Annotated in this window: 18 protein-coding genes and 5 tRNA genes; 15 read left to right on the forward strand and 8 right to left on the reverse strand. The window is 55.9% G+C overall.

Annotated elements, in window-relative coordinates; all coding sequences use genetic code 11:
• Nucleotides 1-70: 70 nt before the first annotated feature.
• Genes Q334_RS17990 through ychF form a run of 3 tightly spaced genes read left to right on the forward strand, consistent with a single transcriptional unit; the run spans nt 71 to nt 2,378 of the window.
• A complete protein-coding gene (locus Q334_RS17990) occupies nt 71-652 on the forward strand; it encodes a 50S ribosomal protein L25/general stress protein Ctc (RefSeq protein WP_035460778.1) in 582 nt (193 codons plus the stop codon).
• A gap of 11 nt (nt 653-663) precedes the next feature.
• Entirely contained in the window at nt 664-1,257 is a 594-nt protein-coding gene (gene pth, locus Q334_RS0104370) for an aminoacyl-tRNA hydrolase (protein ID WP_027312141.1), read from the forward strand.
• Between the two features lie 20 nt (nt 1,258-1,277).
• Nucleotides 1,278-2,378 carry a redox-regulated ATPase YchF gene (gene ychF, locus Q334_RS0104375; protein WP_027312142.1) on the forward strand — a complete coding sequence of 367 codons (1,101 nt, stop codon included), beginning with the start codon at nt 1,278-1,280 and terminating at the stop codon, nt 2,376-2,378.
• A gap of 74 nt (nt 2,379-2,452) precedes the next feature.
• Here ychF and Q334_RS0104380 read toward each other — a convergent pair whose 3' ends face one another.
• The 6 genes from Q334_RS0104380 to Q334_RS0104410 form a co-directional block, all read right to left on the reverse strand.
• A complete protein-coding gene (locus Q334_RS0104380) occupies nt 2,453-5,554 on the reverse strand; it encodes a type I restriction endonuclease subunit R (protein WP_027312143.1) in 3,102 nt (1,033 codons plus the stop codon).
• A 12-nt stretch (nt 5,555-5,566) separates the two neighbouring features.
• Nucleotides 5,567-6,916: an McrC family protein gene (locus Q334_RS17995; protein ID WP_035460780.1), complete on the reverse strand. Its 1,350-nt coding sequence runs from the start codon at nt 6,914-6,916 to the stop codon at nt 5,567-5,569.
• On the reverse strand, nt 6,913-10,038 hold the full coding sequence (locus Q334_RS20530; protein WP_245593658.1) for an AAA family ATPase: 3,126 nt from the start codon (nt 10,036-10,038) through the stop codon (nt 6,913-6,915). The genes Q334_RS17995 and Q334_RS20530 overlap by 4 nt, the downstream gene beginning before the upstream one ends.
• Nucleotides 10,035-11,414, reverse strand: coding sequence for a restriction endonuclease subunit S (locus tag Q334_RS20500; RefSeq protein WP_027312144.1), 1,380 nt, complete (start codon nt 11,412-11,414; stop codon nt 10,035-10,037). Before Q334_RS20500 ends, Q334_RS20530 begins: the two co-directional genes overlap by 4 nt.
• Nucleotides 11,404-13,314 carry a class I SAM-dependent DNA methyltransferase gene (locus Q334_RS0104400; RefSeq protein WP_027312145.1) on the reverse strand — a complete coding sequence of 637 codons (1,911 nt, stop codon included), beginning with the start codon at nt 13,312-13,314 and terminating at the stop codon, nt 11,404-11,406. Before Q334_RS0104400 ends, Q334_RS20500 begins: the two co-directional genes overlap by 11 nt.
• A 570-nt stretch (nt 13,315-13,884) precedes the next feature.
• Entirely contained in the window at nt 13,885-14,796 is a 912-nt protein-coding gene (locus tag Q334_RS0104410) for a LysR family transcriptional regulator (protein ID WP_027312146.1), read from the reverse strand.
• Between the two features lie 146 nt (nt 14,797-14,942).
• On the opposite strand from Q334_RS0104410, the gene aguB reads away from it, so the two are divergent.
• The 7 genes from aguB to Q334_RS0104445 all read left to right on the forward strand — a co-directional run bounded on the left by aguB (nt 14,943) and on the right by Q334_RS0104445 (nt 17,583).
• Nucleotides 14,943-15,830: an N-carbamoylputrescine amidase gene (gene aguB, locus Q334_RS0104415; protein WP_027312147.1), complete on the forward strand. Its 888-nt coding sequence runs from the start codon at nt 14,943-14,945 to the stop codon at nt 15,828-15,830.
• A gap of 45 nt (nt 15,831-15,875) precedes the next feature.
• Nucleotides 15,876-16,961 (forward strand): agmatine deiminase, encoded by a 1,086-nt coding sequence (gene aguA / locus Q334_RS0104420; RefSeq protein ID WP_027312148.1) that lies wholly within the window; start codon nt 15,876-15,878, stop codon nt 16,959-16,961.
• Nucleotides 16,962-17,190: 229 nt separating this feature from the next.
• A tRNA-Gln gene (locus tag Q334_RS0104425) sits at nt 17,191-17,265 on the forward strand.
• A 2-nt stretch (nt 17,266-17,267) separates the two neighbouring features.
• A tRNA-Met gene (locus Q334_RS0104430) sits at nt 17,268-17,344 on the forward strand.
• 6 nt (nt 17,345-17,350) lie between these two features.
• A tRNA-Gln gene (locus Q334_RS0104435) sits at nt 17,351-17,425 on the forward strand.
• A 2-nt stretch (nt 17,426-17,427) separates the two neighbouring features.
• A tRNA-Met gene (locus tag Q334_RS0104440) sits at nt 17,428-17,504 on the forward strand.
• Nucleotides 17,505-17,508: 4 nt separating this feature from the next.
• Nucleotides 17,509-17,583: transfer RNA gene (locus Q334_RS0104445), tRNA-Gln, on the forward strand.
• A gap of 140 nt (nt 17,584-17,723) precedes the next feature.
• Here the strand turns inward: Q334_RS0104445 and Q334_RS0104450 are convergent.
• A complete protein-coding gene (locus Q334_RS0104450) occupies nt 17,724-18,047 on the reverse strand; it encodes a DUF1820 family protein (protein ID WP_027312149.1) in 324 nt (107 codons plus the stop codon).
• Nucleotides 18,048-18,209: 162 nt separating this feature from the next.
• On the opposite strand from Q334_RS0104450, the gene miaB reads away from it, so the two are divergent.
• The 5 genes from miaB to lnt all read left to right on the forward strand — a co-directional run bounded on the left by miaB (nt 18,210) and on the right by lnt (nt 23,540).
• Entirely contained in the window at nt 18,210-19,559 is a 1,350-nt protein-coding gene (miaB, locus tag Q334_RS0104455; RefSeq protein WP_027312150.1) for a tRNA (N6-isopentenyl adenosine(37)-C2)-methylthiotransferase MiaB, read from the forward strand.
• Between the two features lie 68 nt (nt 19,560-19,627).
• Entirely contained in the window at nt 19,628-20,632 is a 1,005-nt protein-coding gene (locus tag Q334_RS0104460) for a PhoH family protein (protein WP_051527519.1), read from the forward strand.
• Nucleotides 20,632-21,090, forward strand: a complete 459-nt coding sequence (gene ybeY / locus Q334_RS0104465; RefSeq protein ID WP_027312152.1) for an rRNA maturation RNase YbeY — start codon at nt 20,632-20,634, stop codon at nt 21,088-21,090. Before Q334_RS0104460 ends, ybeY begins: the two co-directional genes overlap by 1 nt.
• 11 nt (nt 21,091-21,101) lie before the next feature.
• Entirely contained in the window at nt 21,102-21,947 is an 846-nt protein-coding gene (locus Q334_RS0104470; RefSeq protein ID WP_027312153.1) for an HlyC/CorC family transporter, read from the forward strand.
• An 84-nt stretch (nt 21,948-22,031) separates the two neighbouring features.
• Nucleotides 22,032-23,540, forward strand: coding sequence for an apolipoprotein N-acyltransferase (lnt, locus tag Q334_RS0104475; RefSeq protein WP_051527520.1), 1,509 nt, complete (start codon nt 22,032-22,034; stop codon nt 23,538-23,540).
• Between the two features lie 115 nt (nt 23,541-23,655).
• Here lnt and malK read toward each other — a convergent pair whose 3' ends face one another.
• Nucleotides 23,656-24,765, reverse strand: coding sequence for a maltose/maltodextrin ABC transporter ATP-binding protein MalK (gene malK, locus Q334_RS0104480; protein WP_027312155.1), 1,110 nt, complete (start codon nt 24,763-24,765; stop codon nt 23,656-23,658).
• Nucleotides 24,766-24,776: the final 11 nt, after the last annotated feature.

The raw sequence follows: 24,776 nt of genomic DNA on the forward strand, positions 1-24,776 counted from the left end.
CCAGATTAAACGACAGCCAGACACTGGTCGCGGTGCGCTGGCTGTTTAGTTATTTTACTGAGGAAAAAATATGAGCAATTTCACTCTGAATGCCAAAATCCGCGAAGTAGCAGGGAAAGGTGCGAGCCGCCGCCTGCGTCGCGAAGCCGACACCGTTCCTGCCGTTGTATACGGCGGCAACGCTGAGCCTGCCCGTCTGGCCATCGACCACGACGAGCTGCTGCACCTGTCCGAAGACAACCAGTTCTTCTCTAGCCTGATCAACCTGAATGTTGATGGTAAAGAAGAGCAAGTCATCATCAAGGACCTGCAGCGTCACCCCGCCAAGCCCGTACTGCTGCACGCTGACTTCCAGCGCGTAAGCGCCGATCGCAAGATCAGCATCAAAGTACCTGTGCGCTTCGTTAACGAAGCTGCCAGCCCCGCTGCCAAGCAGGGTGGTAAGGTGTTCACTCTGGTGAACGAAGTGAAGGTTCTGTGTCTGCCCTCCAAGCTGCCTGAGTTCGTTGAGTGCGACCTGAGCGAAGTACAGCTGGGTCAAAACCTGTACCTGTCCAGCATCAAAGTGCCTGAAGGCGTTGAAGTTGCTGCACTGCGTCTGGGTAAAGACCACGACCAGGCCATCGCTCGCGTTGTAGCTAAGCGTAAGTAAGTTACAGGCTTATGAGCGAGCCGGTTCAGCTGATCGTTGGCCTGGGTAACCCAGGCTCACAATACGCCCGAACCCGGCACAATGCAGGCGCCGACTTCGTGTCGGCGCTTGCGTCTTTGTGCCACTGTGACCTGCGTGCCGAAAGCCGCTTCCATGGCCTCTACGGCAAAGCCAACTGGCACGGTCACACCCTGCACCTGCTGATCCCCACCACCTACATGAACCTAAGCGGCCAAGCCGTACAGGCCGTGAGCAACTTCTTCAAGCTCAAGGTGGATAACCTACTCGTCGTTCATGATGAGCTCGACCTGCCACCCGGCCAGGCGCGCTTTAAGAAAGGCGGTGGCCACGGCGGTCATAACGGGCTGAAAGACATCATCAACAAACTGGGTGGCGCCCGCGAGTTTCACCGCTTACGCCTTGGCATTGGTCATCCCGGTGATGCCAACAAGGTTGCCGGTTTTGTCTTAACCAAAGCCCCCAGCCAAGAATTCGACCTAACCGAACGCGCTAGCGAAGAGGCCCTTGCCTGCTTACCTCTGGCCCTGGCCGGAGACTGGCCGCGCGCCATGAACCGCCTGCATGCGTTCAAACCTGAAGCCTAGTACGTCAACAGGAAACTATTATGGGATTTAACTGCGGCATCGTTGGCCTGCCCAACGTCGGCAAATCTACCCTGTTCAACGCTTTGACCAAATCTGGCATTGCCGCCGAGAACTTCCCGTTCTGCACCATTGAGCCCAATGCTGGTGTCGTGGCGATGCCCGATCCCCGCCTGGACGCGCTGGCCGCTATCGTCAACCCCAAGCGGGTTGTCCCCACCACCATGGAATTCGTCGACATTGCTGGTCTGGTGGAAGGCGCCTCCCGCGGTGAAGGCCTGGGCAACAAATTCCTGGCTAACATCCGCGAAACCGATGCTATCGCCCACGTGGTGCGCTGCTTTGAAGACGACAACGTGATTCACGTCTCCAACAGCGTCAATCCCAAGCGCGATATCGAAGTTATCGACCTGGAACTGATTTTTGCCGACATGGAAAGCTGCGAGAAGCAACTGCAGCGCCTGGTTCGGGCAGCCAAGGGCGGTGACAAAGAAGCCCTAGCCCAAAAAGCCCTGCTGGAAAAACTGATCCCCCACTTCCAGGAAGGCAAGCCAGCCCGCAGCCTGCTGAAAAACCTCGGCGATGATGAACGCGCCCTGGCCCGTCACTTCCACCTGCTGACCAGCAAGCCAGTGATGTACATCGCCAACGTCAGCGAAGAAGGCTTTGAAAACAACCCGCACCTGGATGCCGTTAAAGCCATTGCCGCCGAAGAAGGCGCCATTGTGGTGCCGGTGTGCAACAAGATTGAAGCTGAAATTGCCGAGCTGGACGACGAAGAAGAGAAAATGATGTTCCTCGAGTCCATGGGTATGGAAGAGCCAGGCCTGAACCGCGTGATTCGTGCCGGTTACTCACTACTCAACCTGCAAACCTACTTCACTGCCGGGGTGCAGGAAGTACGTGCCTGGACCGTACGCATTGGTGCCACCGCTCCCCAAGCGGCAGCAGTCATCCACACCGACTTCGAAAAAGGCTTTATCCGTGCCGAAGTCATCGCCTATGACGACTTTATCAAGTTCAAAGGCGAACAAGGCGCGAAAGAAGCCGGTAAATGGCGTCTGGAAGGCAAAGAGTACATCGTCAAAGACGGCGATGTAATGCACTTCCGTTTTAACGTCTAAGCTCACGCCTAGACACAAAGCCCCTTGAGGTACGCTTCAAGGGGCTTTTTCTTTTCCGCCTCCCCTCAATCACACTATACCCAAGATGCACACAGCGTCTCAGCTTGTGCCAGCACCAGCTGGGCGGCCTCTTCTTGCTGATCTGGCGGGTATTTGTATTTGCGCAAAATACGCTTCACCAGCAAACGCAATTTGGCCCGCACGCTGTCGCGATTACTCCAGTCCACCGTGACATTTTGCCTCAGGCTGTCGGTGAGTTCATGGGCGATTTTCGCCAAGATCTCGTCCCCGAGCTCACGCACTGAAGCCTCGTTGTTGGCCAGGGCGTCGTAAAAAGCCAGTTCGTCATCATTGAGCCCTAGCTTCTCGCCGCGCTGACTGGCAGCGGCGAACTTTTTCGCCATTTCGATCAGCTCTTCGATGACTTGAGCCGTTTCGATAGAGCGGTTCTGATAGCGCTTAATCACGCTATCGAGCAGCTCGGAGAACTTCTTCTCTTGCGCTAGGTTGCTGGCGAACTTGCTCTTAATCTCGCCTTCTAACAGCCTTTCCAGCAGCTCTACGGCAAGGTTTTTCTCTGGTAGATTGCGCACTTCGGCAAGAAAGTCGTCATCCAGCAGGCCGATATTAGGCTTATCCAACCCCACGGCGGCAAACACATCCACCACGTCGCCCGATACCACGGCATTGCCGATGATCTGGCGGATGGCCAGCTCGCGCTCTTCATCGGTTTTCTTCTTTGCGCTGATGTCGCGCTTAGTGAGCATGACCTTGATGGCTTGAAAAAAAGCCACCTCTTCACGCACGGCTTTCGCTTCATCCAAGGTGCAGCACAGGGTGAACGCCTTGCTCATGGCCAAGGCATTATCGGCAAAGCGTTTTTTGCCTTCTTTAACCCCCAGCACATGGTTAGCGGCACCGGCCAAAAGCTTGTGCCCACCTGTCAGGAATTCGCTGTAATCGAAGCCATGCAACAAACCGCGCAACACATCGAGCTTCTCCTCCAGCACCGCATAAGCCTCATGGGCATCCACCGTGGGCCTGCCTCGACCTTTGCTGGCTGTGTACTCTTTCAGCGCTGCTTTTAGCTCGTTAGCAATACCGATGTAGTCCACCACCAAGCCGCCCTGCTTGTCTTTAAACACGCGGTTCACCCGGGCAATGGCCTGCATTAAGTTGTGGCCCTTCATGGGCTTGTCGACATACAGGGTATGCACACAAGGCGCGTCAAAACCGGTCAGCCACATGTCGCGCACAATCACTAATTGCAATGGGTCTTGCGGGTCTTTAAAGCGCTTCTCTAGGCGCTTCTTCACTTGGCTGGGGTAAATGTGCGGGCGTAGCAAGGCCTTATCTGAGGCACTGCCGGTCATAACGATTTTTACCGCGCCCTTCTCCGGGTCTACGTCATGCCAGTCTGGCCGCAGGGCGATGATCTCGTTGTACAAGTGCACACAGATTTCGCGGCTCATCGCCACCACCATGGCCTTGCCGCTTTGCGCCTGGTTACGTTCCTCAAAGTGCCTCACCAGGTCAGCCGCAACGCTTTTAATCCTTGGCTCAGCCCCAACCACTTTTTCCAGCGCGGCCCAGCGCGACTTCAGGCGCGACTGCTGGTCTTCTTCCTCATCCTCGGCCAGCTCATCGACCTCCTCGTCGATATGCGCCAGCTCTGCGTCTTTGAGCGACAACTTAGCCAAGCGTGACTCGTAGTAGATGGCCACAGTGGCGCCATCTTCCTTGGCCTGCTGCATGTCGTAGACGTGGATGTAATCACCGAACACCGCACGGGTATCGCGGTCTTCGCTGGATACCGGCGTGCCGGTAAAGGCCACGAAGGTGGCGTTGGGCAAGGCATCACGCAGGTGCTGGGCATAGCCCACCTGATAGCGGGCACTGGCCTCGGCCACCTTTAGGTCCGGCACTTTCAATGAAGCACTAAAGCCATATTGCGTGCGGTGCGCTTCGTCAGCCACCACCACAATATTCGAGCGCTGCGACAACACCGGAAAGGTGTCCTCGTCTTCACCGGGCATAAACTTCTGAATGGTTGTAAACACAATGCCGCCACTAGGGCGATTAGCCAGCTTCTCGCGCAAGTCGCCACGCGTAGCGACCTGCACCGGCTGCTCGCGCAGCAAATCCTGCGACAGCGAGAACACCCCAAACAGCTGGCCATCCAGATCATTGCGATCGGTAATCACCACGATGGTCGGGTTCTCCATCGCTGCTTCCTGCATCACCCGCGCAGCAAAGCAGGTCATGGTGATACTCTTGCCCGAGCCTTGGGTATGCCAAACCACCCCGCCCTTGTGACTACCGCCAGGGCGCGAAGCATTCACTACCTGCCCAATAGCCGCTCGCACCGCGTGAAATTGGTGATAACCGGCAATCTTCTTCACCAGCCGGCCGTCATCTTCAAACAACACAAAATAACGCAGGTAATCGAGCAAAATGGCCGGCTGCAGCACCCCACGCACCAGCGTCTCCAACTCGTTGAACTCACCCAGCGGATCAACCGTTACGCCGTCGATAGTGCGCCAACGGGCAAAGCGCTCAATATCCGCCGACAGCGAGCCCATACGCGCCTCACTGCCATCACTGATCACCAGAATCTCGTTGTAGTGGAAAACGTCTGGAATCTGCTCTTTATAGGTTTGAATCTGATCAAACGCCTTGATCAAATCCGCATGCACATCAGCCGGATTTTTTAGCTCTAACAGCACCAGCGGCAGACCGTTAACGAACAAAATAATGTCCGGCCGACGAGTATGTTTGGGCCCCTGAATGCTGAACTGATTCACCGCCAGCCACTCGTTAGCACGTCCATCTGCCCAGTCGATCAAGCGCACAAAGTCGCCTCGGGTTTCACCGTCTTTCTGGTACTGCACCGGCACACCGCTCACTAATAAGCGATGAAATAAACGGTTGGCCGACAGCTGCACTGGCAGGCCTAAATCGACCACCTGTTTGAGCGCATCCTCACGAGCAGCCAAAGGCACACTGGGGTTTAAACGCTCGACAGCCCTGCGCAAGCGCCCAATCAACAACACATCACGATAACTTGCCCGCTCGGGGCTATCGCCATCATGGGCAATATCAGGCCCATAGAGGTGCGTATAGCCCAGCTCTGCAAGCCAGCCGAGGGTTTCTTGTTCCAGTTGGTCTTCTGTCATTATTCGTCTGCCTTACCTGGCTATGGCTGTTTCATAAGCTTGATCGCTTACTTGTACGGTTACTTGAGCGGTACGGGTGAAAGACAATGGAATATCGGCGACACCAGCACCCATCAGTTGGTCATTCTCTAAATCAAAAGGTAAGGCCCAAAGCTTCATGCCCTGGCCATAATCAAACACCGGTAATGCTTCTTCCAGCCCTGACCAATACGGATATATCAGCACCAGCCCCGGCACCTGGTCGCCTCTTCGGTATTTGTACCCATAGGCAAACAGCTGATAGAAATCGCTTTGACTGAGGTCGTAGTTCTTATCGGGTTTACCGGCATCAATGCGTTTCCACTTGGTGTCCAGAATCCAGCGCTGTTTTCCCCAATCGATCAGCAGATCAGGCTTCAAACAGAACATCCGCCCCTTGCCATGCTCACAGAGATACTCGCGATTGGCTTGGCTAGTTAGCTTTGCTGTCGGCAGTAACTGCTTATGCAACCAACCTTCAACATATTTTTCAAAGAGCTTTTCCATCGGGAACAACAAGCTCATACCGCGCCACGCACCACTCACAGCGATCGGCATCCACTGATTGAGGATCAGCTCGCACCAAGGCTTAATCGGCTGGTAATGCGCCATTAGCCTATCGCGACTCCAGGCGCGTAGGTCTTGGTTAACCTGCCGACTGACGGGTACTTCCGTCAGCATGGCACGCAGTTCATTGGCCAAGCGCCAGTTGGCGGCATCCTGTGTGCTGTTCGCCACTGTTTCCAGCGCCAGCTTGAGCAAGCGATTCTCAGCACGATCTGGGGTAAACACATCATGGCGAAGCTGAAAGTGATGCTGGCGCCCCGGCGGCTGGCGCATCTGCGCCACCACATTGAGCTGGCCGTGCAGAAAGCGCTGTTCTTCCTCGATACGTTGGTAGTCGAAGCGCACCCCGCGCTTCACTAACAAGTCCAGCTCGGCGAGAAACTGTCCCATCACCCACTCACTGAGGGGTGCATCAAACAGCTCTAGACTGGCCAGCGATGCTTCGCGCGGCTTAAGCTGCAAGGCGCTCTGAATCAATTTACGCAGCAACTGGCGGCTCTTGGCCTTAGCCTTACAATCGCCCTTCTCATAGTGCTTAGGCAGAATTTCCAGCCGCGTGCCACAGGGTGTTTCCAACACGCCCACATAGGAATCCCACTTCAGCGCACGCCGTCCTTCTACTTGCAGCAGCGTAACGCCGTTTCGGCTGAAGCTGGCGCTCAATTCACACAGCCACTCGAAGGCACTGTCGCTAATCTGCACACAGTCGAGATCACCCGGCTCAACCTCCGCCGTGGTCAGTCGGGCGTATTCACGCACGGTGACAAATGCGCTCACGCATTCGCCTCCTCTGGCTCCTTGACGGGCCCCTCTGCCTTGCCGTGCACGGCGATAACACCGGCATATGCAGAAACTCGCTGGAACGCCGCCGCATTGATCCGCCAAACCCCACCTTGCGCAGGCACGCTGATGTTGCCAAACAAAGCATCCACATCCTGCTTATCCTGCTCCACGAAACGGTCGGCCGCAGCCTTGCGGTGGTCATTAAGCACCCACTGGATTCGTTGCCAATCCTCGAAGAAATACTCCTGCAGCAGCGGCAGTATCTGATTGCGGAATATCACCTCCAGCTGCTGCAACGAGTCTCCACTCTTGAGTGACATGAAATAGGCATGCCCGAGGCAATGATCACGATCGAGCAGCACCTCGATACGCTGGTTCATCACCGCCAAAAGCTGACCAATGTCGATGCCCTCCACCACCACGCCATTGAGCAAAGAGGGATTGGGCATCATTTCCTCGAAGACAAAGCGGCGACGCAAGGCAATATCCAACCCAGCCAACGAGCGATCAGCCGTGTTCATCGTACCGATCAGATAAACATTATCCGGCACACTGAAACGCTCTTTGGAGTACGGCAAGCTGACCGACAGCGCCTCTGCAGCACCCTCGCGCTTTGAAGCCTCTATCAACGTAATCAGCTCACCGAATATGCGCGAAACATTGCCCCGATTGATCTCATCGATCACCAACACATAGGGCTTTTTCTCATCTGCCGACTTCTCTTCCGCCCCCTTATCCAACCGGCTTCGCAGATAATCCGCAATGCCGCGTACATAACTTTCGCAGTACACTGAGGCAGGCTTTTCACCGCGTAAAAAAGCGCGCACATGCTCGATATTGGCGGGCAGCTCTAAGCCACTTTCCGAGGCTTGCGGCGAACAGGTGAATGTCCCATTGCCCGCTCGATAGCGCACCTCAAAGGCCTTACCACGCACCGTAGTTAGCGTAACGGGCGCCTCACTGACCTCTTCAATAAACACATTGAGCACATCGTCTTCTGTCTGCTCGCCGTCTTGGTGACGAGCGTCATCACACAACAACTTAAAAACGCCAGGCTCAACTTTATAATTCAGCTGTCCACCTTCCGAAACCGCCCGCAAACCTTCTACAAAGTCTTCATAGCTGAAGCTTTGATGAAAGGTGACAAAGCGCACTCGGCCATCCAACGCCAATTGATCGAACGCTTTCTTTTTGGCTTCTCGGCTAGTGTTCACTAACGCCTCAGGCTCCAAAATCTTCAGGGTTTCATCCACAACCGAGAATGTTTTCCCTGTGCCCGGCGGGCCAAAAAGAATCTGATTCAACGGAGTATTCTTAGCGGCCACAGTGACATCTTCCTCTTCTTGCGCTTCACGCGTTTCTGCCTTCGCTCCCTTTAACGCCTCTAACAGCTGCCACATCGCAATGTTGTTTGGCAGCACGGCCGCGCCATCTATGTCAGCCAAGCGCATACACGCCATGATTTGCTCATTCAGCCCACACCAACCTGAGCTGTCGACAGCCACAGCTAACTGGAACTGCTCATTCAAGCCACGTAAAAGCCGCTGACAATCATCTGATTTGAGTAAGGTGGTGAAACGTTCCGGGGCAAACGCAGCAAATACCCGATTAATCATCGCAGGGCGATTGGTGCTGAATTGTTTTTTCTCAACGCCTACACTCCAGTCCCGCATCACTTGCGCATAGGTCTGCGCCGTCGGCGCGGCCATGATGCCTTGCGTAATCTCCCTCACAGCCGCTTGCTGGGCCTGCATTTCATCTTTAGAGAACAAGCCAAGTGGCAAACTGGAAACCCCGTTTTCACGCTCCAGCCACAAACGCGTTAACGCCACCTGATCTAAGGGTTTCTCACCACTGCGCAGCGCCTTAGCCAGCGCAGTAATGTCTTGATAAATCGCCAACCAATGTGGGCAAGACTCTTTGCTGTCTGCCGTACTCCAAGCCACGTACTGTTTTAAACTGTGCTGTCCCTCGCCTGCCTGCCAAAGCAGCTCCAGCCGGGCCGCGATGGCCGGGGTAATCTCGACGCCCGAGCTCTGAGGGTTCCAGCGCTGCGTAGGCATAGCCTTGTTGAGCAGCAACATCGGCAACAAGCCGCGGGCACAGTCGGGCCGATGCTCATCGATGCGAAAGCGGATGTAGTTACGCGTTTTGCTCGCGTCCTTCCAGTCGGGCCCGTCATGCGCCCCCTCCGTCACCAGGCCGCGCGCTACGATGCCCCGTGGCTCCTGCCCCAACCGCACCAGATAAACCACATCCCCCGGTTGCGGCTGTTTCGAATGGCAGCTCCAATCAATCTCCTGCCCCAATTCAACACCGGCGTCTCCACCCAGCTTGAAATGCGCCGGGTTCCACGTCAGCAGGTAGCTTGGCTGCCCCGGCTGCACGTCCTGTTCGGACTCGGGCTTGGACGGGCGCAATCCCAGCTCCTCGTTGTACAGCCCACGCATAAATCCATAGGGGCTAAGACCCGGCACCGACTCGCAGGCGAGCAAGTAGTACTCGCGCAGCTTCAGCATGCGCGCCACGGGTTGGTTGCGACGAGGAATGTCCTGTTCCGGGCAGCCTAGCTGCTGCAAGTAGTGGCCCAAATGATCGGAGGATGAAATGGGCAACGTACTGGCGGGGTAATAGCAGGACAGCAGGCGCAGCTTGCGTCCTGCACCGACCGTGACACGTGGCTCTACCCCGGCGCGGCGGTAAATTTCCTTGTCGTCATCCACCCAGAGCAGATCGGCAGGATCGGTTGAAGCGATGGTGCTTTGGATGCTCAGCGTGTAGCGCAGCGCCTCTTCATCACCGAGATCCAGTAGGCGGCGATTCTTGTACAGGCTGCCATCCTCCTGAAAATACAGGAGATGGCCCTTGGCGGTGCCGGGCATATAGCGACCTAGCACCGGCACCAGCCCGCGCTCGATCCACCAGCAGAACGAAGCCCCGTCACCCTTGCCCACACAGTATTCATCTAGCGTCAACTGGTTGAGGCGACTCAGGGGGAAGGCTTGCAGAAAATCCCGGTACTCTTGGGAATCCTCGGTGCGCTTTTGAGCAGCAGCGCCTTGCGCCTTCAGGTAGTCCACCAGCCGGGAGAAATCAGCGTTAACACTCAGGCTCATACCGCCTCCTCAATCAGCCCCTCGGCCTCAGGCAAGCGCAGTTGACCAGAGATCAGGCGGGGTAAGAGGGTGTCACGGAGTTGGGTGAGGGTTTGTATCTGCACCCGATTTGCAAGCACTGTTTGATGTGTTGCATCAGCAACATCGGAAAATCGATCAATCATGGCTTTAGGGGGCATAACCACCTTGATAGATCGAAGGTAGCTGACAGGCCTTGCGATTGAGGGAACACCTACCTGGGAGGTATTCGCTAAAAGCTGATGTTGGCCTTGTACTGAGCGAAAGTAGTAAGTGATCCACTCTGGCCGCATTTTTTGCTTATCGCATCGGAGGAAAAACTGTCGCTGCGAAAGCACGTATCGATCGAACCGCGCATGTCTATGTAGCAAAGCTACCTGCCCGATACTGCCCGCGTGAGTAAAAATCACATCACCTTCGAAAACACACGAATTGGATAGCTTTTCCGCATGGCTGTCAGTAATGAAGTTAAAGGTCGAGTCTTCTACAAGTGTCTGCCGGAGGTGTTGTCCACTAATCACAGGGACGCCCTCATTCACGAAGGTTTCGACTTTAATATTCGAGCCAAAAGGCCCCATTCCAACCTTCTCAGAAAAATCTTCAACACTACTGTGCTGCCACCCCTTTGGCACCAAGCCCAGCTCGGACTCTTCGAAGCTGTCGGGGAACAGGGCGGCGGTGGTGGCGTCCATGGCCTCAGGTGCTCGCCCTTCGGCCTTGGCGCGCACGGGGTCGAAATCGACGAACCAGGATTTGAACAACGCCTGGGCGATGGCTTCCAGGGTGGCGTTGGTTTCGCGTAGCAGGGTAATGCGGTCGTCGAGCGTCTCCAAAAAGTCAGCAATCCGCTTCTGCTCTTGAACTGGTGGCAGCAAAATTTCGTGACGCTTCAATTGCCCAAGATTGAAACCTGGTACCGAGCTACCGATGCCATTTTCGAGAATTTCATTTTGCTTAGCGGGTCCAGAGAACACGTAATAGATGAAGCGATTGTCCGCTTTGGCGGGATCAATCGTTAGTTTCATCTGCTTGTTCGAAACGATGTAACTGTCGAATTTCGAGCGACTATCGATCAGACCAACCTGGTTGATGGTGCCCCAGCACGTGAAGACAAGATCACCACGCTTTGCCACAGATCGCTGAAACTCACTTGCCTTCTCATGCGAGACAAAGGCCAAATCAGCATCAATGAGCCTTGTAGATGTATCTGCGCTCAGGTTCGATCCGCGAATGACAGGCACACCTGAATCGACGAAATACTTCGCGCTGATAGCCGATCCAAATGGACCAGTCGCTAGCGCTGTAGAAAAGGGTGCCGCGATCTCCTCGACTCTTGCTAAACGCCACTCAGAACTCATACCCCAGCCCCCCCAGCTTCTGCCGAATCAACTGATCGAGCTCTGCGCCCTTCTGCATTTGCTCACCCAACTGCTGGGTCAGCCGCTGCATCTTCTCGGCAAAGGCTTCGTCATCATCCTCCACCTCTTCGGCACCGACATAGCGGCCCGGCGTCAGCACATGACCATGCTCGGCAATTTCCGCGAGGGTGACGCTGCGGCAGAAGCCGGGGATATCGGCGTATTCGCCAACCTGCCCGTCTTCGGTCGCTCCCGGCATCCTGCCTTCCGCGACACTGGCACTTCCCTGTGCGACGTCCAACGACTCACCACGCCAGGCGGCGACGGTCTGGGCGATGCGTTCAATATCGGCATCGCTCAGTTCGATCTGCACCCGGCTAACGCGGGTGCCGAGCTTGCGCGCATCAATAAACAGCACCTGGCCGCTGCGGTCGATACCGGCGCGGCTCAGGGCATGGCGCTTGTCCTTGGCGAGGAACCATAGGCAGGCGGGAATCTGGGTATTGAAGAACAGCTGGCCGGGCAAGGCGACCATCACTTCCACCACATCGGCCTCGACCATGGCGCGACGAATCTCGCCTTCGCTGTTCTGGCTGGAGCTCATCGAGCCGTTGGCCAGCACGATGCCGGCACGGCCATTGGGCTTTAAGTGGTAGAGCATATGTTGCAGCCAGGCATAGTTGGCGTTGCCCTGCGGTGGCGTGCCATAGACCCAGCGCGGGTCGCCGTCCAGGCTACCGTGCCACCAGTCGCTGATATTGAACGGCGGGTTGGCCAGGATGAAATCAGCGCGCAGATCACTGTGCTGGTTACGCACAAAGGTGTCGGCTGGCTCTTTTCCTAAGTTGAAGTCGATGCCACGAATGGCCAGGTTCATCGCCGCCAAACGCCAGGTGGTGGGGTTGGACTCCTGACCATAGATGGACACATCGCCCAGCTTGCCGCCGTGGGCCTCGATAAATTTTTCGCTCTGCACAAACATGCCGCCGGAACCGCAGCAGGGGTCGTACACCTTGCCATGGTGGGGGTTGAGCACCGCCACCAGGGTTTTGACGATGCTGGCCGGGGTATAGAACTGCCCGCCCTTTTTGCCTTCGGCGCTGGCGAACTGGCCGAGAAAGTATTCGTACACTTGGCCGAGCAAGTCGCGGGCTTTGTGGGTGTCGTCACCAAAGCCGATGGTGGAGATCAAATCCACCAGCTCGCCCAGCTTGCCGTCCGGCAACTGCGCGCGGGCATAGCGCTTGTCGAGGATGTTCTTCAGCCGAGGGTTTTCTGCCTCGATGGTTGCCAGGGCATCGTCGATGCGCTTGCCGATATCCGCCTGCTTGGCAGCGGCGCGAATGGACTCCCAGCGCGCCACTTCCGGCACCCAGAACACGTTGACCTCGCGGTAGTAGTCGCGGTCTTCCAGCTCGGCATTCAGCGCTTCTGGGTCGTCATCACCCAGGTAATAGTCGTCGTTTTCGTCGGTGAGCTTGCGCGCAAGCTCCACGCGGCGGCCAGCGAAACTGTCGGAGATGTACTTGAGGAAGATCAGCCCCAGCACGATGTGCTTGTACTCGGCGGCGTCCATATTGGCGCGCAGCTTGTCGGCGGTGGCCCAGAGGGTTTTCTTCATATCCTCGATGCCAGTGGCCGCACTGCTGCTGGCTTTGCCAGCCTTGGCGGTTGGTTTAGCCGCCGCTGCCTCGCCGGGCAATACGCGCCGCACCGCACCGCCACGGCCCCGGCCTTTTTTGAGCAGGCCTTGGGCTAACAGGGCTTCACGGGCGCTTTCAAAGTCGGCCTCGCTAAGGCCAGGCTGGCTGCTTTGCAGGGCACTGAACAAGGCTTGGTTGCCCATGCTGCTGCCATCTTCGGGCAGCGCTGCTAACAGCGCTTGCGACACATCATTCATCAACAATATCTCCACTCGCCTGTAGCGCCGCTACAGGCTTTAGCTAAAGAGTGCTGACAAGGAGTCTGGTTGGGATTGGCTAGCAAGACGCACCTTGCGGCGCTGCGGTCTGGTGGGCCATCCCTGGATACTACGACCTGCCATTTTGCGATGTTCGTCACCTTAGCCATTGGCATCGCCCAGGTAAACCCAGCACCAGTGTTTTTTCTCCCTGCTGCTTGCTCTGTTGAAAGTGGCTGCTGCTTTATATTATCCAAGGCATGGATTTAGCCAAGATATGCAAGCCTCCAAACGCACACGCAGAGCAACACCGACCTTGCTGGCGTGTTGTTGGAGCTTTACCCCACCTTTACAGAGTTTTTACCCTGGCCTGACAGCCTGCCGCATCCGGCTTAGCTAAGCTTGTTTTATCCAGCGGCAACTTTAGCAAGGTAGAAATAATGACGGACAGCGCACTCGCCCTGCAGCGTTTTGGTTATGGTTTACGCTTGGGGCAAACAGGCCCCAGCGGCGCTGATCAAGCCGATTACTGGCTACAGCAGCTGCGTTAATGCCGCGTTTATTCCCAGGCTAAGCATGCTCCTTAACTAAGGCTTTCATTTCTTGCTTTAGCCAGAGTAAAGCCGGCTGCCGCTCCTGCAGTGGGTGCCAAACGCAGTTAAGGTGATAAGGCGGCACGGACTCCGGCAACTGCAGGTATTGCAGCGGCCAATAGCCCGCTAACATGGCGGCCACCTTGCTTGGCAGCACTAATAAGTGATCGGTTTGGCTGACAATCGCCGCAGCCGACATATAGCTCTGGCTGTTAACCGAGATATTGCGGGCCAAGCCCTGACTATGCAGATAGCGATCCAGGCTAGCCTGGGAGGTGCCCAGGGGGGAATGAAACACATGGGGCATCTCGATCAATTGCTGCAAGTCCAAGCGATCCTGTTGCAGCAGCCCTTGCCGTACCAGACCGGCCAGGGGTTCTTCCAGCCAAGTTTCTTTACCCAGGTAGCCAGGCACCTGCATGTATTCATCAAACCCCAGCACCAGGTCGATCTCCCCCGTGGCCAGGGCCTCCTCCGGTAAGCGATCACGCAGGATACTGATTTCAATGTGCACATCAGGAGCTTGACTGCGCAGGCGTTTAATCAGCGGGGGAATCAACACACACTCAACATAATCCGTGGTGCAAAGAACAAAGCGCCGTTTGGAATGGACTGGATCAAAATCCTCCTCATCCAACAGTTGCTGCTCAAGCAGCAATAACGCCTGCCGCACCCCCGGATGCAAACGCTGGGCGCGCGGGGTGGGTAACATGCCTTGCGGGGTCCGCACCAGCAGAGGATCATTGAAAAATTGACGCAGTCGCCCCAAGGCATGACTCATCGCCGGCTGGCTGATAAACAGTGCCTCAGCCGCACGTGTCACACTGCCCTGGGTCATCAGGGCGTCAAACGCCAGTAATAGGTTGAGATCGAGCTGGTGTAGCTTCATCCATATTCACCTCATTTATGAGCCAATCCATCCTATTCATTTGATGGATAGGGATGCAAGCCTCTACACTAGCGCCCTATAAATAGACGTTGCCTTGTGCAACCCACCCGACTTGTTCGGCAGCTTGCCTGCCCAGGGAGAAAAGCATGACTCGTAAAGTGAAGGTCGCCGCCACTCAGATGGCTTGCAGTTGGGATATTCCGGCCAATATCGCCCGTGCCGAAAAGCTGGTACGTGAAGCGGCTGCCCAGGGCGCGCAGATCATCCTGATTCAGGAGCTGTTCGAAACCCCCTACTTCTGCATCGATCAAAGCCCAGAGCACTTTGAACTGGCCCAGGTATTTGAAGAAAGCGAGCTGATTGCTCACTTTGCTGACTTGGCAGCGGAGCTGGAAGTGGTGCTACCGATTTCCTTCTTCGAGCGTCGCGGCAATGCCCACTACAACTCGCTGGTGGTGATTGATGCCGATGGCACCATTGGCGAAGTTTACCGTAAGACCCATATTCCCAATGGCCCGGCTTACCAGGAGAAGCAATTCTTCACCCCTGGCGATAGCGGCTTTATCGTCTGGGAAACCCGCTATGCCGATATCGGCGTTGGTATCTGTTGGGACCAGTGGTTCCCGGAAACCGCCCGCAGCCTGGCATTACTGGGTGCTGAGTTGATTTTCTTCCCCACGGCGATTGGCTCCGAGCCCGCTTACCCGGAAATCGACTCTCAGCCACACTGGACCCGTGTGCAACAGGGCCATGCCGCCGCCAACCTGGTGCCGGTGATTGCCTCCAACCGCATCGGTACCGAGGCCAGCAAGCATATCGACGGTCTGGAAATGACCTTCTACGGTTCTTCTTTTATCGCTGATCAAACCGGTGCCTTGGTTGCCCAAGCCGACAAAACCAGCGAGTGCGTACTGGTACACGAATTTGACCTGGATGCCATTCGCAAACAGCGTCAGGCCTGGGGCTTGTTCCGCGACCGCCGTCCGGAAATGTATGATGCCCTGCTGACCTCCGATGGCGAAACCCGCTGGTAAGTGACTCTTGTGACCAGGGCCGATGGCTCTGGATAAGGACAGAATATGAGTAGCACTCCTACTACACCGCAAGCCGATGGCTTCAGCATGCCGGCAGAATGGGCTGCGCAGCAGGCTGTCTGGATGCTCTGGCCCTATCGCCCAGATAACTGGCGTAATCAGGGCTTGCCCGCCCAACAGACCTTTGCCCAGGTCGCTGCCGCTATTAGCGCCGTCACCCCTGTGTGGATGGGTGTTCCCGCTGCCCATATGGAGCAGGCGCGCGCCATCATGCCCGCTGGGGTCAAGCTGGTGAGTATTGAAAGCGACGATTGCTGGGCGCGGGACACCGGCCCCACGGTGGTGACCCACTCCTCCGGTGAATGCCGTGGCATTGACTGGGGCTTTAATGCCTGGGGCGGCCATCAAGGTGGCCTTTATGCCCCCTGGGACAAAGATGAGCGCGTTGCCCAGCAGATGCTGGCCGCGCACGGCTTTGCCCGTTATCAGGCGCCCTTGATTCTGGAAGGCGGCTCTATCCATGTTGATGGCGAAGGCACCTGTCTCACCACCGCTGAGTGCCTGCTCAATCCCAATCGCAATCCGCACCTGAATAAGGAACAGATTGAAGACTATCTGCGCAGCTACCTCAATGTCAGCCAGTTCATCTGGTTAGATGAAGGGGTCTACATGGATGAGACTGACGGCCATATCGATAATATGTGCTGTTTTGCTCGCCCCGGTGAGGTCATTCTGCATTGGACCGATGATGAGCAAGACCCTCAGTACCCACGCTCCCAGGCGGCCTATCAGGTGTTATCGCAAGCCAAGGATGCCCAGGGTCGCTCGCTGAAAATCTGGAAGATGCCACAACCCGGTCCTCTATACTGCACAGAAGCGGAAGCTCAGGGAGTGGAAGTGGGCACTGGTGTGCCCCGCCGGGCGGGTGAACGCCTAGCCGGCTCCTACGTCAACTTCCTGATCACCAATGGCCGGATCGTGTTCCCCTTGCTGGACCCGGCTACCGATGACCAGGCTGCGGCGCTGCTACAGGAAATTTTTCCTGAGTATGAGATTGTCGGTGTCCCTGCACGGGAGATTCTGTTAGGGGGCGGCAATATCCATTGCATCACCCAACAGATTCCGGCTTAAGCCTGCTATCTATTACCCCCGCTCTGCGGGGGTAATTATTTGCATGATTCGATAGTACAGAAGCAATTGACAACCCAGGAAAGACAAGGAATAATTCGCGGCCTCGAATCGCTCCAGGGCGTTTGGATCAAGCTTTTAATCAGCCAATCCAACACTAGCTCCTGACAGCAAAACAGAAATAAAGACTTTGATTTTCTTAAAATTTCTGTATAATTCGGGGCGTTTTTGCAGGGGTGTAGCCAAGCGGTAAGGCAGCGGGTTTTGATCCCGTCATGCGTAGGTTCGAATCCTTCCACCCCTGCCATCGGCAATGTAGCTCAGCCGGTTAGAGCGACGCACTCATAATGCGTAGGTCACTGGTTCGACTCCAGTCATTGCCACCATGTAACAGGGGTGTAGCCAAGCGGTAAGGCAGCGGGTTTTGATCCCGTCATGCGTAGGTTCGAATCCTTCCACCCCTGCCATCGGCAATGTAGCTCAGTCGGTTAGAGCGACGCACTCATAATGCGTAGGTCACTGGTTCGATTCCAGTCATTGCCACCATAACAGGGGTGTAGCCAAGCGGTAAGGCAGCGGGTTTTGATCCCGTCATGCGTAGGTTCGAATCCTTCCACCCCTGCCACATGCTCCCTCTTATCTTCGCTTAATATTCTCCAAGCAAAACACTGCAAATAGTCCTTGCTATCTTCCAGCATGACTCACTGATTTCTGCTTCCTTTTCATCTGCAGACCTCCCTGTCCGCTTATCCTACAGCGCAAAGACTACTTATCCTTAGCTGGGAAAGGCATCCCCGGGAAAGGCGTCACCTTTGACTCCCCATCACGAATCTTGCTCACCCCCAGCTGCGCTACTTCATCAATACGAATCACCGCATGCAGTGGGATATAGCTACGCTTCACCTCAGCAAACTCCGCCTTGAGTTTCTCTTCCGCCGGATCAACCAATACTTGGCTGCGCTCACCAAAGACAAATTCCTCCACCTCCAGGAATCCCCAAAGGTCACTCTGCCCCACCGAACGAGCAAAGAGTTCATAAACCTTATCCTGGTTATGGAAAATCACCCGATATACCGCTTTTTTACTCATAGCCTTTCTTACTTCACCAACCTGGGTTTGCAGCCTACTACTGCTTAGGCGCGCATTATACGCCCCGGCCTGCAAGCGGTCAGCGTGCTATTTTTTGCCCACCAGGATGGCTATAATGGCCGGCTTAGTATTTAGCCAGCCCCATGGGGTGTCAGAGAGTTCATGTCCAAGAAGGTTTTTATTCAGACCCACGGTTGTCAGATGAATGAATATGACTCTTCACGCATGCTAGACCTGCTGCGGGAAAGTCATCATATGGAAGTCACTGATAACCCCGAGGAAGCAGACCTACTGCTGCTCAACACCTGCTCGATCCGTGAGAAAGCGCAAGACAAGGTGTTCCATCAGCTGGGGCGCTGGAGAAAACTCAAGGAGAAGAATCCAGAGCTATTAATCGGTGTGGGGGGGTGTGTCGCCAGCCAGGAAGGGGACGCCATCCGTCAGCGCGCGCCCTACGTTAACCTGGTGTTTGGCCCCCAGACTCTGCACCGTTTACCCGAGATGGTTGATGCCAGCCTCAAATACCAAGAAGCCCAGGTAGATATCAGCTTCCCTGAGATCGAAAAGTTTGACCGCCTTCCTGCCCCGCGGGTAGAGGGTGCGGAAGCCTTTGTATCGATCATGGAAGGCTGCAGCAAATACTGCACCTTCTGCGTCGTACCCTATACCCGTGGTGAAGAAGTCAGCCGCCCGGTAGAGGATGTGCTCAGTGAAATTATTCACCTGGCCGAACAAGGGGTACGTGAAGTCAACCTGCTAGGCCAGAATGTCAACGCCTATCGCGGCCAAACCGCCGATGGCGACACTGCCGATCTGGCAGAGCTGCTGCACTATGTGGCGGCCATTGAGGGCATCGACCGGATTCGCTACACCACCTCTCATCCGGTTGAGTTCTCCGACAGCTTGATTGAGGCCTATGCCGAGATTCCGGAGTTGGTCAGTCATCTGCACCTGCCGGTTCAAAGTGGTTCCGACCGTATTCTGGCGCTGATGAAGCGCGGCCATACCGCCCTTGAGTACAAATCCAAGATTCGTCGCCTGCGTAAAGTCCGCCCCGATATTTCCATTTCTTCTGACTTTATCATCGGCTTCCCCGGCGAAACCGAAGCAGACTTTGAAGCCACGATGAACCTGATCCAGGAGATCGGCTTCGATGCTTCCTTCAGCTTCGTCTATAGTCGCCGCCCTGGCACACCAGCATCGGATTACCCGGATGATGTCCCCGAAGAAGTGAAAAAGCAGCGCCTGAACATTCTGCAGAGTCGTATTACCCAACAGGCGATGCAGATCAGCCGTCGCATGGTGGATAGCACCCAGCGTATTCTGGTTAGCGGCTACAGCAAAAAGGATCCCGGTCAACTGCAGGGGCGCACCGAGAATAACCGCGTGGTTAACTTCCGCTGTGACAACCCTGACCTGATCGGCAAATTTGCCGAAGTACGTATTGTCTCAGCCTACGCCAACTCCTTGCTTGGCGAGCTGATCAGCTCCGAGCTGGATGTACGCCACTAACGCCATTCACGGTCTGGGTCTCCTTTCTACCCAGACCGTACTCGCTTTAGGCACAAGGAATCCCATCGTTGACTAGTGAACTCCACGCCACCACCAGCCTGCACCTGGAGCCAGAGCAGGCGGAATACCTGGCCAATCTCTGTGGTCAGTTTGACGAACACTTGCGTCTGATTGAGCGCCGCCTGAATCTGACCATTCATAATCGCGCCTTTCATTTCCAACTCTCGGGTGGCGAACCGGCCAGCCTGGTTGCTGCCGAGCACATGCTCCGCCAGCTCTATCGGGAAGCAGCCAACGGCACCCAGATCACCGCTGATCTAGTGCATCTCTATCTGCAGGAAACCGGCATTGAAGCCCAGGTGCTGTCAGACAAAGTCATGCCGGATGGTGAGCATGAAGAGGTGGTGATCCGCACCCGCAAGGCGTTGATCAAACCCCGTGGCGAAAATCAAAAAGGCTATGTCAAAGCGATTCGCAGCCACGACATCAACTTTGGCATTGGTCCAGCCGGTACTGGTAAAACCTATCTGGCGGTAGCCTGTGCCGTGGATGCCCTGGAGCGGGAAGAAATCAGTCGTATCCTGCTGGTACGCCCAGCGGTGGAAGCAGGGGAAAAGCTCGGCTTCCTGCCGGGAGATCTGGCCCAGAAGATCGATCCTTATCTGCGTCCGCTCTATGATGCCCTCTATGAAATGCTGGGCTTTGAAAAGGTTGCCAAACTGATTGAGCGCAATGTGATTGAGGTCGCCCCCCTAGCCTATATGCGTGGCCGTACCCTCAACCACTCCTTTGTCATCCTTGATGAAAGCCAAAATACCACCCGCGAGCAGATGAAGATGTTCCTGACCCGTATCGGTTTTGGCTCCACCGCGGTGATCACCGGTGACATCACCCAGGTCGACCTGCCCAAAGGCACTCCCTCGGGCCTACGCCATGTGTTGGATGTGCTGGATGGGGTCAAAGGCATCTCGATTACCCACTTCAAATCCAAGGATGTGGTGCGTCACCCCTTGGTACAGCGCATTGTCGAGGCCTATGACCGCTTCGAGCAAGCCAATAATGGTGGTCAATAATGGAACTCTTCCTTGACCTGCAACTGGCCTGCGAAGCGGACAACCTCCCCACACAGGCTGACTTTGAGCGTTGGTGTGAGCAGGTGCTGGCGGAGCGCCTGGATGAAGCCGAGCTGACTATTCGTCTGGTAGAGGTGGAAGAAAGCCAAGCACTAAACCGCGATTATCGCGGGAAAGACAAGCCGACTAACGTCTTGTCTTTCCCATTTGAAGCCCCACCTGGGGTTGAGTTATCTTTACTTGGAGACTTGGTCATCTGTGCCGAAGTGGTGGCTGCCGAAGCCGCCGAGCAGGGCAAGCCCCTCGCTCACCACTGGGCGCACATGGTGATTCATGGCCTCCTGCATCTGCTAGGCTACGATCATATTGACGAGCAAGAAGCAGAACAGATGGAGGGACTGGAACGAGCCATCCTGGCTCAGTTGGATATCCCAGATCCCTATGCTTTGGACGAGTAGCGAGACTCTATATGCAAGAAGACCGATCGGGGAGTAGTAAGTCCTGGTTGGAACGTCTGGCGCAAGCCTTTAGTGATGACGATCCCCGGGACAGAAGCGAACTGCTCGAAATCCTCCGCAATGCCACCCGAGCACAACTGATTGACCATGACGCCCTGCAGATTATTGAAGGCGCCATGCGAGTGGGTGACATGCAAGTGAGGGAAATTATGATTCCACGCTCCAAGATCACCGTCGTGAATATTGACGAATCTTGGCAGCAATTCCTGCCACGTATCATTGAAACCGCCCACTCCCGTTACCCGGTCATTGGCGAAAACCTCAATGATCTGCGCGGCATCCTACTAGCCAAAGACCTGCTCAAGTGCCTGCTGGATGGCGGCCTGGATAATCTCAACCTTGAGTCTATCCTGCGCCCCGTGACGGTGGTACCGGAAAGCAAGCGTCTGAATGTGCTACTCAAAGAGTTTCAAGATAGCCGCCATCACATGGCAATGGTCGTGGATGAGTACGGCAGCACCGCCGGTCTTATCACCATTGAAGATGTGCTAGAGCAAATCGTTGGTGACATCGAAGACGAGCATGATGCGGAAGATCCAGAAGAAGCGCACATCAAGTCGATCGGTAACGCCCAGTTTATCGTCCGCGCCCTGACCCCCATTGAAGACTTCAATGAATTCTTCAAGGTCGAGTTTGCCGATGATGAATACGACACTATCGGTGGTCTGGTCACCCAAACCTTTGGCCGCATGCCACAACGGGATGAGACCGTCACCATCGAGGATTTCACCTTTAAGGTACTGAGCGCGGACAATCGCCGTATCCGCCTCTTGCAAGTGTCCCCTCCCAAGCCTTAAGGTGTGAAGCGCCCGGGCTCCATGTAGCCCGGGTACGGTGACCGGAAGGTTCCGTTCAGGCATTCACCCGGTATGGATAACCCTATGCATCCGACCCTGCACCAGCGCCTGCAAGGCCCTCAGGGCGCCCTTCTCTGTCTGTTAGCGGGCCTCATTTACCCCCTGGCTTTTGCTCCCTTTAGCCTCTGGCCTCTGGCCTTTATTAGCCCCATGTTACTGCTAGCCGCCCTGGTGGCCAGCCCCAGCCCTCGCCATAGTGCTCTGCGCGGCTGGTTATTTGGCCTCGGGGTGTTTGGCTTTGGTACCTCCTGGGTCTGGATCAGCATGACCCGCTATGGCGGCACTCCCCCTGCCCTGGCCACCCTGCTCACAGCATTATTCTCAATGGCAATGGCCTTGTTTTTTACCCTCTCCACCTGGCTATTCCATCGCTTACGCGGCCAACGCCTGCTGTATTTGAGCTTTCCTGCCATCTGGGTCGGTCAGGAAGTCTTACGCTCTTATCTGTTTGGCGGCTTTCCCTGGTTGCTCAGTGGCTATGCCCTACTGGATACCTGGTGGCAGGGCTGGGCTCCGGTGGTGGGCATCTATGGCCTGGGCCTGATTACCAGCCTGGCGGCGGTGACACTGTATTACTGGGCGCGTGCCCCCCGGCAGCAACTCAGCTCCTTATTGTGGCTACTCCCCCTGGCACTCTCGGGCCTGGCCCTGCAACAAGTCAGCTGGACCAGCCCCAGCAGCAAGCATCCTTTACCGGTGCGTCTGGTACAGGGCAACGTCGATCAACAGATCAAATGGAATGAAGAACAGTTACTGCCCACCCTGGAGCACTATGAACAGCTGACCCGGCAGAACTGGCAACAGCCGCGCTTGGTGGTCTGGCCGGAGACCGCGGTACCTGCCCTGCTCAACAGTATTTATCCACGCCTGGAACCTTTTGCCGGCCAGCTCTATCAGCGCCATAGTGCGCTGATTACGGGAGTCCCCACCCGCAGCGAAACAGAAGGCGAACGGCGTTTCCATAACAGTCTGGTAGTGCTGGGCGAAGGCTTAGGGCTGTACCATAAGCGCCACCTGGTACCCTTTGGCGAGTACGTGCCGCTGGAACAATGGTTGCGTGGGGTGATTGCCTTCTTTGACTTACCGATGTCCGCCTTCAGTGCCGGAGCCCCTCAGCAGCCACCGCTAGAAGCAATGGGCTATCAGATTGGCGCCAGTATCTGCTATGAAGTGGCCTACCCGCGTCTGATGCGTCAGAGCGCCCTCAGCGCGGACCTGTTGCTGACCGTGAGCAATGACACCTGGTTCGGCGACTCCTTAGCCCGCTATCAACATTTGCAGATTGCCCGTATGCGCGCCCTGGAAAGTGGCCGTCCGCTGATTCGCGCCACTAACGACGGCCTCACCGCGGTGATTGATCACCAGGGTCAAATCGGCGCCCAGCTCGCGCCCTTCAGTCCCGGCATTCTTGATGCGGTGATTGAGCCCCGGGCGGGGTTAACCCCCTACATTCGCTGGGGCGACTGGCCAATCTGGGCCCTTGCCACCCTGTTATTGCTGCTGAGTCGCTGGCCTCGCCGCCCGCGCACTTAACCGTCACAAACCATAAAAAACGCCACAAAAAAGCCCGACCTCAAGAGGTCGGGCTCAACATGGCACCCTGATCAACAGAGTTCATTGCAACGACAAATCCCAGCACCTGCAACTATCAGCAGGGATGCTTACGCAGCAGCGGCTCACACACAGCCCCATCGGGTAGAAAGAGATGGGCATGCTGGAGATCAATACCGATACGGTAGCTCTCCCCTTCCTGCACACTCGCATTTCCCGAACGGCGCACGGTCAAACCGGCCTCACAGCCGGGAGCATCCAGATAAATCAGGGTCTGATCACCTAAGCGCTCCACCACATTAACCTGCCCCGACAGGCTGTACTCCGAAGCCTCCAGGCTAACAAAGTGCTCGGGGCGCAAGCCCAGTAGCGCAGCCCCACCTTGACTTAAGTGGCTGCCATCCACTGCTAACGGCAGAATCTGTCCATCCGGCAGGCGCACCTGCACACCACCAGCATCAATCTTCTCCACCTGCACCTGGATAAAGTTCATCATCGGCGAGCCAATAAAGCCGGCAACAAAACGATTGGCGGGATAGTGATACAGCTCCAGCGGCTTGCCCACCTGGGCAATACGTCCACTATCCAGCACCACGATCTTATCCGCCATGGTCATCGCTTCCACCTGATCATGGGTGACATAGATCATGGTGGCCTGCAGTCGCTTATGCAGCTTGGCAATCTCGATCCGCATCTGTACCCGCAGGGCCGCATCCAGGTTAGACAGCGGCTCATCAAACAGAAATACCTGGGGTTCCCGCACCATGGTGCGACCAATGGCCACCCGCTGCCGTTGACCACCGGATAAGTCCTTGGGTTTTCGGGCCAGCAAGTGGGTCAGTTGCAGAATCTCCGCCGCCTGTTGCACCCGTTGGTCAATCTCCGCCTGCTTGACCTTGGCCAGCTTCAAACCAAAAGCCATGTTCTCCGCCACGCTCAGGTGCGGATAAAGCGCGTAAGACTGAAACACCATCCCCACCGAGCGCTCCATTGGCGGCTTATCGTTCACCCGTTCGCTGCCGATATAAAGATCGCCGGAGGTGATATCTTCCAGTCCGGCAATCACCCGAAGCAGGGTGGATTTGCCACAGCCAGAAGGCCCAACAAAGACCACAAACTCACCCTGCTCAATCTCCAGATTAATGTCCTTAGAGATAGGGATCCCGTTGTAGCTCTTGCAGATATTCTTCAGTCTTACACTCGCCATCTTGTTCTCAC

Origin of the sequence: Balneatrix alpica DSM 16621 (assembly GCF_000619885.1) — a bacterium.
Taxonomy (GTDB): domain Bacteria; phylum Pseudomonadota; class Gammaproteobacteria; order Pseudomonadales; family Balneatricaceae; genus Balneatrix; species Balneatrix alpica.